This window comes from Shimia sp., assembly GCF_041624275.1.
Lineage (GTDB): Bacteria > Pseudomonadota > Alphaproteobacteria > Rhodobacterales > Rhodobacteraceae > Shimia.
Map to the genome: position 1 here is coordinate 1 of NZ_JBFJVE010000075.1, position 12,830 is coordinate 12,830.

At 64.8% G+C, this 12,830-nt stretch carries 12 protein-coding genes and 1 pseudogene; 3 read left to right on the forward strand and 10 right to left on the reverse strand.

Annotation, left to right across the window (positions count from 1 at the left end; translation table 11 throughout):
- The 9 genes and pseudogenes from ABZD10_RS07715 to trpA form a co-directional block, all read right to left on the reverse strand.
- The coding region (locus tag ABZD10_RS07715) for an HAD family hydrolase (protein WP_372885592.1) at window positions 1-496 on the reverse strand (496 nt) is incomplete at its 3' end.
- Window positions 497-728: 232 nt separating this feature from the next.
- Window positions 729-1,103 (reverse strand): DUF2237 family protein, encoded by a 375-nt coding sequence (locus ABZD10_RS07720; protein WP_372885594.1) that lies wholly within the window; start codon window positions 1,101-1,103, stop codon window positions 729-731.
- Between the two features lie 70 nt (window positions 1,104-1,173).
- Entirely contained in the window at window positions 1,174-2,337 is a 1,164-nt protein-coding gene (locus tag ABZD10_RS07725) for a serine hydrolase domain-containing protein (RefSeq protein WP_372885596.1), read from the reverse strand.
- A gap of 74 nt (window positions 2,338-2,411) precedes the next feature.
- The gene (pth, locus tag ABZD10_RS07730; protein ID WP_372885598.1) at window positions 2,412-3,110 is read right to left on the reverse strand and encodes an aminoacyl-tRNA hydrolase; all 699 of its coding nucleotides are present in this window, start codon (window positions 3,108-3,110) and stop codon (window positions 2,412-2,414) included.
- Window positions 3,111-3,327: 217 nt separating this feature from the next.
- A pseudogene (locus tag ABZD10_RS07735) lies at window positions 3,328-3,960 on the reverse strand (50S ribosomal protein L25/general stress protein Ctc).
- Between the two features lie 143 nt (window positions 3,961-4,103).
- Window positions 4,104-4,730, reverse strand: coding sequence for a hypothetical protein (locus tag ABZD10_RS07740; RefSeq protein ID WP_372885600.1), 627 nt, complete (start codon window positions 4,728-4,730; stop codon window positions 4,104-4,106).
- A gap of 64 nt (window positions 4,731-4,794) precedes the next feature.
- Window positions 4,795-5,961 (reverse strand): L-lactate dehydrogenase, encoded by a 1,167-nt coding sequence (locus ABZD10_RS07745; RefSeq protein WP_372885602.1) that lies wholly within the window; start codon window positions 5,959-5,961, stop codon window positions 4,795-4,797.
- Between the two features lie 141 nt (window positions 5,962-6,102).
- The gene (locus ABZD10_RS07750) at window positions 6,103-6,804 is read right to left on the reverse strand and encodes a hypothetical protein (protein ID WP_372885604.1); all 702 of its coding nucleotides are present in this window, start codon (window positions 6,802-6,804) and stop codon (window positions 6,103-6,105) included.
- 4 nt (window positions 6,805-6,808) lie between these two features.
- Window positions 6,809-7,600, reverse strand: coding sequence for a tryptophan synthase subunit alpha (gene trpA / locus ABZD10_RS07755; protein ID WP_372885606.1), 792 nt, complete (start codon window positions 7,598-7,600; stop codon window positions 6,809-6,811).
- 159 nt (window positions 7,601-7,759) lie between these two features.
- Between trpA and ychF the strand changes: the two genes are divergently transcribed.
- From ychF to ABZD10_RS07770, 3 genes are all read left to right on the forward strand, one after another.
- On the forward strand, window positions 7,760-8,857 hold the full coding sequence (gene ychF / locus ABZD10_RS07760; protein ID WP_372885608.1) for a redox-regulated ATPase YchF: 1,098 nt from the start codon (window positions 7,760-7,762) through the stop codon (window positions 8,855-8,857).
- A 139-nt stretch (window positions 8,858-8,996) separates the two neighbouring features.
- Complete coding sequence (locus ABZD10_RS07765) at window positions 8,997-9,992, forward strand: glycosyl transferase family 90 (RefSeq protein WP_372885610.1); 996 nt, start codon at window positions 8,997-8,999, stop codon at window positions 9,990-9,992.
- Window positions 9,989-10,945, forward strand: a complete 957-nt coding sequence (locus ABZD10_RS07770; protein WP_372885612.1) for an NAD-dependent epimerase/dehydratase family protein — start codon at window positions 9,989-9,991, stop codon at window positions 10,943-10,945. The genes ABZD10_RS07765 and ABZD10_RS07770 overlap by 4 nt, the downstream gene beginning before the upstream one ends.
- A 75-nt stretch (window positions 10,946-11,020) precedes the next feature.
- Here the strand turns inward: ABZD10_RS07770 and ABZD10_RS07775 are convergent.
- The coding region (locus ABZD10_RS07775) for a calcium-binding protein (protein WP_372885614.1) at window positions 11,021-12,830 on the reverse strand (1,810 nt) is incomplete at its 5' end.

The window sequence follows — 12,830 nt, forward strand, 5'->3', positions numbered from 1 at the left end:
CTTGGGGATACTTTCTTAAGTCTTCAGTTGTAAGCCCACGAGGCAGATCATGGTCCATCGGAGAAAACAGAACATCAATTCGTCCGTCTAGATCGAGTTTTCTGACCCGGTAGGAGGAGTAAAATGCCATCGATTCTGTGTACGCGAATACTGAAACGCCGTTTGCCTTCAGGGTATCCAATGTTTCGAGAACGGTTGGGTACAATTTCAAAGCTGCTGCACGCGCCTGCCTGTATGCTGTGATTGCTTCAGCGCATTCCTCGACAACGGTTTTTCCGCGAAATTTCGTTCTTAGGCTTGGAAGTTCTTCCAACAAAAAGGCGTATTCGCTCGTACCGTGTTGTTGATGAACTCTGCGAATTTCAGGAATTAGTACTTCACTAGATATTCCCGAGATTTCAGTCAGTTTATTGAGCATTGCCGAAAACGACTGATACCAAATATCGACCCAGTCAAACAAAGTGTTGTCCAAGTCGGTAATAAGCAGTTTTTTCACGAGCCATCCCCTCCAGCAATAGAGTGCTAATTATCTACACTAGAAGAAAAGTTCTACTAAATAGCGTAACGCGCCCGGCAGCGCCCGAGCCACCCCCCGGGAGGGCGCTCTTTAGGGCTCCGCCCGTTCGCGGCTGAATTTGTCTACCAGACAAATTCCATGACGCCGCTCACCCCGACCCAGGGTCGGGCGCTGCCCTAGGTTTCTCTGGACGCCCCCCAAAAACGCCCCGCTACTCTTCCAGCGCGTGGCTTTCCAGCACCTCGCGCGGCACCACCTCAAGCGCGTTCTGATGCGTTGCCGCCAGCCGCACCCGGGGGGCGCAGCCCTCGTCATGGGCCTGCAGGAAGCGCGTCGCGCAGAGGCACCACTGGTCGCCCGGTTGCAGCCCGGCAAAGCCCAGCTCGGGGCGCGGCGTGGACAGGTCGTTGCCGACATATTTGGAAAAGGCCAGAAACTCGGCCGTCATCACCGCGCAGACCGTGTGCTGGCCGGTGTCCTCATCGCAGGTGTTGCAATGCCCGTCGCGGAAAAACCCGGTGAGGGGCGCGCGTGAACAGGGCTCAAGCGTCGTGCCCAGCACGTTGAGCGAGGGGTCCATCTGCATGTCGCGCGATCCTTTCCGGCTGACCTGAAGCGAGACTAGACGAAATCGCCCGAGCTGCCAAACCGGCGGCTCACAGGGCTTCGGCGATGCGGCGGAACATGGCGATATTGGCGTCGGTGACGCCGCTTTCCTTGAACTTGCGGTCGGCCGAGTTCATCGCGATGACCACGCCGGCCGGGCGGTTGACATAGACATATTGCCCATAGACGCCGATGCCGAAGAACTCGCCCGGGCGGGCGTCCTTGGGCATCCACCACTGATAGCCGTATTGCAGCTCGCCCGGCGCGGTTTTGGCGCTGGGCACGGTGCTTTCGGCGACCCAGTCGGCGGGCACCACCTGCTGGCCGCCATAGCTGCCGTTTTGCAGGAACATCTGGCCGAAACGGGCATAATCGCGGGTGCGGATGTTGAGCCCGCCCAGCACAAAGGCGACCCCGGTGCCGTCGGTGATGTAATAGGGCGCCGCCTCATAGCCCAGCGGGGCGATGATCTTTTCGGCCATCAGCTCGGTCACGCTGCGCCCGGTGGCGCCACGGATCACCATGCCCAGCACATGGGTGTCGATCGAGACATATTGCCACTGCGTGCCGGGGGCGATGAAGGTCTCGGTCAGCCCGGCGGCAAAGCCGTCCATGGTGCCGCCAAGCGCGATCACCCGGCCCATGCGGTTGATGTCGGAATTGTAGTCGAGGTAATCCTCGTCGAAGGTGACGCCGCTCGACATCTGCAACACGTTGCGCAGCGTGGCGCCGTCATAGGCGGTGCCGGCCAGCGATGGCGCGTATTTGGTCACCGGATCATCGAGACTGTCGATATGGCCTTCGGCATGGACCACGCCGAACAGCGCCGAGAGATAGGATTTGGCCACCGACCAGGAGATCCGCCGGTCCTCGGGGCTGGTGCCGAGGTAATAGCTTTCATGCACTAGCGCGCCGTCCTTCAGCACCACCAGCGCAGTGACGGCGCGGGTCTCGGCCCATTGGCCCAGGTCGGCGGGCATCTCGGCCACGGGGCCGGCGGGCAGCTCTGACACCGGGCCCGCGCCGCGCGGCAGCTCGCGGGTCAGGAAGGCGGCGTTCATGGCGGAAAAGTTGCTGACGATCTTTTCTTCTGAAAACAGCGTGTTGACCGCCAGCAGACGGTGGATTTCCTCGCGTTTCCAGCCATAGACCACCACCGCGGCGACGATCAGCGCCAGCAGAAGCCGGCCCAGCCATTTGCCAAACACACGCATCACAACTCTCCCTTGTTGCGCAATAGGACACGCAGAGGGGCGGGTCTGACAAGGGTGACGTTGGGACAGGGTTCTCAGCGGAACTTGTCGGCCAGTTTCTGCAGCGGGCTGCGGTTGTCCTCGGGCGCGGGCGCGGCGTCGGTTTTGGCGGCTTGGGCGGGGTTGGCGCCGGCCGCCGCCCCGGGCCTGCCGGTCGCGGCGCGCGGCGGGTTCACCCGCAGCGCCACGGCGTTCATGAACTTGCCGCTGTCGCCCGCCGCCAGCTGCGCTGCGCCATCGGCGATGCCGCGCAGCAGATCGTCGAGCCAGCCCTGTTCGGCCTTGGCAAAATCGCGCAGCACATAGCCCGAGACCGCGTCCTTGTGGCCTGGGTGGCCGATGCCCAGCCGCACCCGGTCGTAATCAGCCCCGATATGCTGGTGGATCGAGCGCAGCCCGTTGTGGCCGGCATGGCCGCCGCCGGTCTTGACCCGGCATTTGCCGGGGGCAAGGTCCAGCTCGTCATGGAAGACGGTGACATCGGCCGGGGTCAGCTTGTAAAAGCGCATCGCCTCGCCGACCGACTGGCCCGACAGGTTCATGAAGGTCGCGGGGCAGAGCAGCAGCACCTTTTCGCGGCCCAGGAGACCTTCGCTCACCACGCCCTGAAAGCGGGATTTCCACGGGCCGAAGCCGTGGTCCTCGGCGATGCGCTCGAGCGCCATGAAGCCGATATTGTGGCGGTTGCCGGCGTATTTCGGCCCGGGGTTGCCCAGCCCTACGAAGAGTTTCATCGTCCTGTCCGAGATGGTGAAGCTTGTGACCCGATCTATAGGCGGGTCGGGCAGCAAGTTCAATCGGAGCACAGGCGGAGCTCAGGCGGAGCACAGGCGGAGCTCAGGGGGGCGGCAGGGCTGTTGGCGGGCCGATGGCGGGTGGCGGGGCATGACGGCCAACAAAAAACGCGACCCCCGGGGGCCGCGTTCTCTGAATTCGGAAAGGGGCGGAAGCTTATGCTTCGGCTGCCTCTGCCTCGGCTTCGCCGCCTTCGTCCTCGTTCTCCGACGAACGCAGGCCCGACGGGGCCGAGATGTTGGCGATCACGAAGTCGCGGTCGATGGTCGGCTTGGCGCCGGCCGGCAGTTTGACCGAGGAAATGGTGACGGTATCGCCGACCTGAAGACCGGTCAGATCGACCTCGATCTTCTCGGGGATATCGCCGGCGGTCACTTCCAGTTCGACCTCGGGGCGGACCACGGTCAGCACGCCGCCCTTCTTGATGCCGGGGGCTTCTTCTTCGTTGAGGAACTCAACGTGGATGAAGAGCTTGACCTTCGAGGTCCGGCGCAGGCGCACCAGGTCGATGTGGGTCGGCAGGTCTTTGACCACGTCGCGCTGCACCGAGCGGCAGATGACGCGCACGTCTTCCTGGCCTTCAACCTTGAGGTTGAACAGGGTCGACAGGAAGCGGCCTTACTTCAGGCGCTTGAGCAGCACGTTGAAGGGCATCTGGATTGCCAGCGGGTCGAGGTCGCCGCCATAGACGACTCCGGGAACCATACCATCGCGACGTGCCTGACGAGCGGCGCCCTTGCCTGTCCCCGTCCGGACTTCGGCGTGAAGATCAGGGATCTGTCCAGCCATTTGAATTCTCCAATATGTTAGGGCGGGATTCCTCCAAGGCTGTAACCCCGCGTGAAGCCGCGCCTATAGCGCAGAGTTGCCGGATTGGAAAGGGGGTTTTCAAGGAAACCGCCCGCCTGCGGCGGATTTGCGGGCGGCGGGGCTCAGCCGGCGCCGTCAAGGGCGCAGAGGTGGCCGCCGGCATCGCAGAGCCGCGCATAAAGCGCAAACTCTTCGGCCCGGGCGGCGCGCAGCCTGTCCGCGACCTCGGGCGAGAGCGGGGCCGCCACCGGCGGCGAGACGTTCTTGTGGCCGATCTGCAATTCCGCCTGAAGCCGCTCTTCGAGAAAGCCGCGGATCTGGGGCTGGTCTTCATAGGCAAAGAGATGATGCACCGGCACCGTGCCGTCGGCCAGCGACAGGAACTTGTACTGGCTGCCGATGCGGGCGCCGGGCGAGGGGGCGGCGCCGATGACGTCGAGCACGAATTCGTCGAAACTCTGGTCGATGGTGCTTGCGGGGCTGTCGCGCAGTTTCTTGCGACAGCGATAGCGGTACCACGACCGCAGGTGATCTTCGGGGTCGCGCATGATCGCCATGCGCTCGGGGGTGACGCCGAAGGTCTTGGCGAGGAAGGGCGCCACCTTGTTGTGGAACTTGCCGACCGTCATGTGCTTGGTACGCTTGGCAAAGGCAATGTCGGCATGGCCGCGCAATGCCAGCCCGTAGGAGGTGCTGCCGGTCTTGGGCACCGAGAACAGCGCCAGATTGGGTTTGAAGAATACCAGCATTGCCCCTCGATCGCCTGCCCGGGCGCAGTATCGCGCGCCCGGTAGGGGGTGTCAAAGGGGGCCGTCAGCTTTGCCAGCGGCCTTCGAAGTTTTCGGGGATCATCAGGATCGAGCGGTCCAGCTCGTCGATGCGCCGCCGCCCGCAGAGCGCCATCGAGATGTCCAGCTCCTTGTGGATCACCTCGAGCGCCTTGGTGACGCCGGCCTCGCCCATGGCGCCCAGCCCGTAGACGAAGGCGCGGCCGATATAGGTGCCCTTGGCGCCCAGCGCCAACGCCTTCAGCACGTCCTGACCCGAGCGGATGCCGCTGTCGAGATGCACTTCGACCTGATCGCCCACCGCGTCCATGATCGCCGGCAGGGCGCGGATCGAGCTCAGCGCGCCGTCGAGCTGGCGGCCGCCGTGGTTGGAGACGATGATCGCGTCGGCGCCGACCTTGGCCGCCATTTTCGCGTCTTCGACGTCGATGATGCCCTTGATGATCATCTTGCCGCCCCACATTTCCTTGAACTTGGCGATCTGGGCCCAGTCGAGCGACTGGTCGAAGGCCTCGGCGGTCCAGGAGGAGAGCGAGCTGGCGTCTTTCACGCCATGGGCATGGCCGACGATATTGCCGAAAAAGCGCCGCTTGGTGCCCAGCATGCCAAGGCCCCACTGCACCTTGGTCATCATGTTGGCGATGGATTTCGGGGTCAGCTTGGGCGGAGCGCTGAGGCCGTTCTTGAGATCCTTGTGGCGCTGGCCCAGCACCTGCAGATCGACGGTGATGACGATCGCCGAACAGCCCGCCGCGCGGGCGCGTTCGAACAGGCGGCGCATGAAGTCTTCGTCCTTCAGCGTGTAGACCTGAAACCAGAAGGGCTTGGTGGTGTGTTCGGCCACATCCTCGATCGAGCAGATCGACATGGTCGAGAGGGTGAAGGGAACGCCGAATTTCTCGGCCGCGCGGGCGGCCTTGATCTCGCCGTCGGCGCATTGCATGCCGGTCAGCCCGACCGGGGCCAGCGCCACCGGCATGGCCACATCCTCGCCGATCATCTGGCTGGCGGTCGAACGTCCGGTCATGTCCACCGCGACGCGCTGGCGCAGGTAGATATCCTCGAAATCCGAGGTGTTTTCGCGAAATGTCTTTTCCGTCCAGCTGCCGGATTCGGCATAATCGTAGAACATGCGCGGGGCGCGGCGTTCGTAGATGCGTTTCAGGTCTTCAATATTGGTGATTACCGGCATTTCGCAGTACTTCCTCTCGATATTGGTAAATCTTCTTTACCAATACGGCGGGTTTTTCGCAAGTGGGACATTTCGCGCAGGCGGGTGCCGGCCCCTGAAACATGCAGGAACCGGTTGAAAAGATTGGCGTTTCTGAAGAATTCAGCGCGATTGCGCGGCAAGATAGGCCCTGCTGAGGGCGGTTGCGGCGAGAATCGCCGGGAGAATCGTCAGGATCGTGGCCGCGATGCGATGCAGGATGCGCGGCGGCCAGCCCTCGAGCCCGCCCAGCAGCCAGCCGATCTGCCCCAAGAGCAGGCTGCCGGCCAGTGCCAGCGCCACCGGGCCGATCAGCAGGTCGAGAAAGGTGCGCCCGAAGGTCTTGCGCCCGCGCGCCAGGGCGCTGCGCAGCGAGGTGTCGGCGCGTTCGGCGCAGGCCGGCAGCACGGTGCCGATGGCGGCAAGGATCGCCGCCAGCGCCGGCACCACCAGCGCCACCCCGAGGATCACGAGGCGGCTTTGGGTGTCGGGGGCGCGCTGGGTCATGCCGGTGGCTGCCTCAAGCGCCATGAAGCCGCCGCTGACGACCAGCATCAGGGCGACGAAGATCGCCAGAAAGCGCAGCAGGTAGCCGATGATCGGCACCTTGCCGCCGTCCTTGCCGGTGGTGCTCAGCGGGTCGGCCCAGCCGTGCCTTTCGCCAAGCTGTACGATGCGGTGGGTATAGAGCATCGCCAGCCCGGCAAAGACCAGCGTGACGATGCCGACGGCGCTCATGATGAGTTCCAGCATGACCACGGTGACGGTCACCACCACGTAAAGCGCGATATTGCGGCGCAAAGAGGTCCAGGCGAGGGCGTACATCGGATCAGGCGCGATGGGCGCCGTCGGCCAGCGACCTGACGAAGCCCAGCACCTCGGCGGCGGGCTTGCCGGCGGCGATCTGGCCGACGATGGCCGAGCCGACCACGGCGCCATCGGCGACCGAGGCGATGGCCTGCGATTTCTCGGGCGTGTTGATGCCGAAGCCGACGATCACCGGCAGGTCGGTCGAGGCCTTGATGCGCGCCACTTCGGGGCCGACATCGCCGGCCTGGGCCTCGGCAGCGCCGGTGATGCCGGTGACCGAGACGTAATAGACAAAGCCCGAAGTGTTCTGCAGCACCTTGGGCAGGCGCCTGTCGTCGGTGGTCGGGGTGGCGAGGCGGATGAAGTTGATGCCCGCCGCCTGGGCCGGAATGCACAGTTCTTCGTCCTCTTCGGGGGGCAGGTCGACGACGATCAGCCCGTCGATGCCGGCCGCCTTGGCGTCACTCAGGAACCGGTCGACGCCGCGATTGTAGATCGGGTTGTAATAGCCCATCAACACGATCGGCGTGCTGTCGTCGCTCTTGCGGAACTCGGTGGCCAGATCCAGCGTGCGTTGCAGGGTCATGCCGGCCTCGAGCGCGCGCGGGCCGGCGAGCTGGATGGTGGGGCCGTCGGCCATCGGGTCGGTGAAGGGCAGGCCCAGCTCGATGATGTCGACGCCGGCGCCGGGCAGGCCCCGGACCAGCTCGAGCGAGGCATCATAATCCGGGTCGCCCGCCATCACATAGGCGACGAAGGCCTTTTTGCCGGCCGCGTTCAGTTCGGCGAATTTTGCGTCGATGCGAGTCATGGGGGTCCCTCGTGCTTCCTGTGTGCCGGGTGTGCCCAATTCGGCCCGGAAAATCAATGCCGCTTGGGCGCGCGGAAATGCCCGGCGGCGGCAACAGCGGCTTGCGCCGCCCCCCAACACTGCCTATTAGCGGCACGACACTGTGACAGGAGACCAGAAATGGGTTTCAAGATGGGAATCGTGGGGCTGCCCAATGTCGGCAAATCCACGCTGTTCAACGCGCTGACCAAGACCGCCGCGGCGCAGGCGGCGAATTTTCCGTTCTGCACCATCGAACCCAATGTCGGCGAGGTCGGGGTGCCCGATGCGCGGCTTGACCGGCTGGCGGCGATCGCCGGCTCCAAGCAGATCATCCCCACCCGCATGACCTTTGTCGACATCGCCGGGCTGGTCAAGGGCGCCTCGAAGGGCGAAGGTCTGGGCAACCAGTTCCTGGCCAATATCCGCGAGACCGACGCCATCGCCCATGTGCTGCGCTGTTTCGAAGACGGTGACGTGACCCATGTCGACGGCCGCGTCGACCCGGTGGCCGATGCCGAGACCAGCGAGACCGAGCTGATGCTGGCCGATCTGGAAAGCATCGAGAAACGCCGCGCCAACCTGGTGCGCAAGCTGAAGGGCAACGACAAGGAGGCCCAGCAGCAGGACCGGCTGCTGGCCGCCGCCCAGGCGATGATCGAGGACGGCAAGCCGGCGCGGCTGGTCGAGGTCGACGCCGAGGACGCCAAGGCCTGGAAGATGCTGCAGCTCTTGAGCACCAAGCCGGTGCTTTACGTCTGCAACGTCGGCGAGAGCGAAGCGGCGACCGGCAACGCCCATTCGACCCGCGTCGGTGAAATGGCCGCCGCACAGGGCAACAGCCATGTCATCATCTCGGCCCAGATCGAGGAAGAGATCAGCCAGCTCGAGGACGAGGAAGCCGAGATGTTCCTGTCGGAAATGGGGCTGGAAGAGGCCGGGCTCGACCGGCTGATCAAGGCCGGTTACGAGCTTTTGCACCTCGAGACCTATTTCACCGTCGGCCCCAAGGAGGCCCGCGCCTGGACCATCCGCAAGGGCACCGCGGCGCCGCAGGCGGCCGGGGTCATCCACGGCGATTTCGAAAAGGGTTTCATTCGCGCCGAGACCATCGCCTTTGACGATTTCATCGCCCATAACGGCGAGCAGGGCGCCAAGGAGGCGGGCAAGATGCGCGCCGAGGGCAAGGGATATACCGTTAAGGACGGCGATGTGCTGCACTTCCTGTTCAACACCTGAGATCGGCCGCGGCCCCGGCGCCGGCGGTTGACTGGCCGGCGATTTCGGTCTTTCTTCAAGGCCGGCAGAGGCCGGTTCTCCGGCAGGGCAGGCATGGTGCCTCTGACATTTGGTTGAGAGATTGTCAGAAGGCTGATTGATGGAAAAATTCCTTGCCGCCAGCATCATAAAATCGCGCGCCCAAAAGCGCTTGCGGCCGCTGGTTGAGGTGATGCCCGACCTGCGGGTCCGGTTCACCGCCGAGAATGATCTGGTCTATGACGTGGCCATCGAGAAGACCTCGGGCGGGTTTGACCTGGTGCTGGCAAACCGGGTCGCGGGGCCGTTCCGCCATCTGTTCAACACCGTGGCCGGGCGGCTGCCGGCGATGCTGTACTGGCGGATGATGGCCTCGGATGACGTCGGCCGCATCGTCACCCATATGTCGGATGGCGACCACTGGAGCGAGGGCGGCTTCCTGTTCTGCACCCAGCGGGCCGAGAAGACCGCGCTGCCCGACCTGTATTTCTTCAACGAAATGGGGTTTCAGGCCCTGCGCGACCGGGCCGGAGACGAACTGCTGCCATGGGACCAGCGCAGCACCGACATCGTCTGGCGCGGCGGGCCCAACGGCAACGGCTATTTCAACGTCTTCCCTGACCTCGCCGACCACCCGGCGACGCGCCAGCGGATCCGCCTGGCCTGGCACTGTATGGGCAGCGAGATCGACTTCGGCTTTCCCGAGCCCAAACATACCGCATACTACCCGGTGCTGAAGGCCGCCGGCATGCTGCGCGACCGGGTCGAGCACACCGCCTGGTTCGGCAAGAAATACGCCATCGACATCGACGGTTTCGCCAACAGCTGGGACAATCTGTTTCACCGGCTGCTGATGGGCTGCTGCGTGTTCAAGGTGGCCAGCGATTTCGGCTTTCGCATGTGGTATTACGACCGCCTGAAACCCTGGGAGCATTACGTGCCGGTGCGGGCCGATTTCGCCGATCTCGAAGAACGCATCGCCTGGGCGCGCGACCATGACGCCGAGGCCCGCGCGATCGCCGAGAACGGCCGCGCGCTGGCCAATGCGATGAGTTTCGAGGCCGAAGCGCGGGTCGCCGGGCAGCTGATCGACGAGAACTGGGAGCGCTACATTTGAATTTCGAGAACCAGAGAATTGTGGTCGCCGGCGGCGCCGGTTTCGTCGGCGGGCATCTGGTGCGGCGGCTGCTCGAGCAGGGGGCGCGGGTCACGGTGCTGGACAATTTCCACACCGGATCGCGCGCCACCCTGGCCGGTCTCGAGGGCGACCGGCTGAGCGTCGTCGACCATGATGTCTGCGCGCCGCTCGACATGGCCTGCGATCTGGTCATCAACCTCGCCTGTCCGGCCTCGCCCGAGCATTACCAGGCCGACCCGTTGCAGACCTGGCGGACCTCGGTCTTCGGCAGCGCCAACCTGGTCGAGATGGCGCAGCGCCACGGGGCGCGGATTGTGCAGGCCTCGACCAGCGAGGTCTATGGCGACCCCGAGCTGCACCCGCAGGCCGAGACCTATTGGGGCAATGTCAGCTGCACCGGGCCGCGCGCCTGCTATGACGAGGGCAAGCGCGCCGCCGAGACCTATCTCTTGGACATGTTCCGCGAGAAGAACGTCGATGTGCGCATCGCGCGGCTGTTCAACACCTACGGGCCGGGAATGGCGATCAACGACGGGCGGGTGGTGTCGAATTTCGTCGTCCAGGCGCTGCGCGGCGAGGCGCTGACGGTCTTCGGCGACGGCACCCAGACGCGGTCTTTCTGCTATGTTTCGGACACGGTGAACGGGCTTCTGGCGCTCGCCGCCGGGCGCGGGTTGCAGGGGCAGGTGTTCAATATCGGCAACCCCGACGAGCGCAGCGTTCTGGAGATCGCCGAGCTGGTGCGGACGCTGACCGGCAGCGCGGTGGCGATGCGGCGCGAGCCCGCCGCCATCGACGATCCGCGCCGCCGCTGCCCCGACATCAGCCGGGCGCGCCAGCGGCTGGGCTGGGCGCCCGAGACCGCGCTGCGCGACGGGCTGGAAATGACCATCGCCGATTTCCGCGGCCGGCTGGCGGCCGGCGCGACCTGAACCGCCCCGCACCGTGACCCGGCGCGGGCGGGGGCAGGGGCGACGCGCGGTCGCCCGGTCCCCCGGCAGGCCGGCTCAGAACAGCAGGTCGTTGGGATCGGTGATCCCGGTGACGCCCTCGAGCAGGACCGAACTGTCGTCGCTGAACAGCACCAGCAGCGCATCGTTGCTGAGGTCGGCATTGGTGTCGACATCGCTGAGGCTGGTGATGCTGAGACCGGATTGCAGCGACAGGATGTCGTCTCCGACCGAGAAATCGGTGATCACGTCGTCGCCGCCGCCGGGGGCAAAGACGAAGCTGTCGGCATCGGCGCCGCCGCTCATGGTGTCGTTGCCGAAACCGCCGGTCAGCTGGTCGGCCCCGTCGCCCCCCGAAAGATCGTCGGCGCCATTGCCGCCGTTCAGCGTGTCGGCGCCGCCGAGACCCGACAGCAGGTCGTCGCCGAAGGTCCCGTCAAGGGTTTCGCCAATGGCGGTGCCCGAGATCGTGGAGCCGAAGACGCCGCTGCCGTCGGGGTTGTAGCCCTGCGAGGTCACCGGGTCGATCAGGAAGTTCTGGTCGGTGAAATCCTCGACATTGGTGTTCGAGAACACCAGCGCCGTCTGGAAGCCGTCGCCATTGCCGTTGAGGTCGATCTCGAGCACCGTGTCGGCGCCGTCCTGCACCAGACGCATGTAGCCCGAGCCGAAGGGGTTCGACACCCCGTCCCAGCCGGAGATCTGGTTGTTCAGCAGGTAGTCGAGATCGACGGTGTCCTCGGTGGTGTCGAAATCGCTGATCGTGGCCTGGGCGTAGTTCAGGCTGTAGGTATAATCGAACAGGATCGTGTCGGCGCCGCTGCCAAGGGTGATGTCGACATTGACCGGCGCGGCGGCATTGTAGCCGTAGAGGTTGAGACGGATGGTGTCGTCCCCGGCGCCGGCGTCGATCACGTCCGAGGCGCCATAGCCGATGCCCTGGCTGAAGACGTCGTTGCCGTCGCCGCCGGTCATCACGTCGACGGCGAAATCATAACCGGCATAGAAATAGTCGGTTCCGGTGCCGCCGATCATGGTGTCGCCGCCGTTGCCGCCATTGAGCGTGCCGCCGCCGTCGCCGCCATCCATCAGATCGTCGCCGTCGCCGCCCTGCAGGTTGTCATAGCCGGCGCCGCCGTTCATGACGTCGTCGCCATCCTCGCCGTAGAGATAGTCGTTGCCGTCGCCGCCGAAGAGCAGGTCGTCGCCGGCCTCGCCATGGAGCTGATCGCTGCCGTTGCCGCCATCGAGCGTGTCCGGAGAGGCGCCGCCCCAGAGATAGTCATTGCCGTCAAGCCCGTTCAGCGTGTCGGCGCCGATGGTGCCGTTCAGGGTCTCGCTGGCGGCGGTGCCGTTGACCAATATGCCGGCCGGCACGGTGCCGTCGGGCGGGTAGGCGGGGTTGAAGTTGGCCTCGGAGAAATCACCAACCAGCGAATTTTCGAACACGATCAGGGTCGAGAAACTGTCGCCGCCGCCATTCATGTCGACGCTGAGGACCACGTCCGAGCCGACCTGCACCAGTTGCAGGAAACCTCCGTTCGGGTCCAGCGCGGCATCGGCGAAGGGGTTGGTCGAGCCGTCCCAGCCGCTGAACTGGTTGTTCAGCATATAGTTGAGATCGACCGTGTCCTCGGCAGTATTGAAGTCGCTGACCGTCACCTGCGCCTGAGAGACGCTGTAGGTATAGTCGAACTGGATCGTGTCGGCGCCGCTGCCCAGCGTGACGTCGACATTGACCGGCGCGGCGGCATTGTAGCCGTAGAGGTTGAGACGGATGGTGTCGTCCCCGGCGCCGGCGTCGATCACGTCCGAGGCGCCATAGCCGATGCCCTGGCTGAAGACGTCGTTGCCGTCGCCGCCGGTC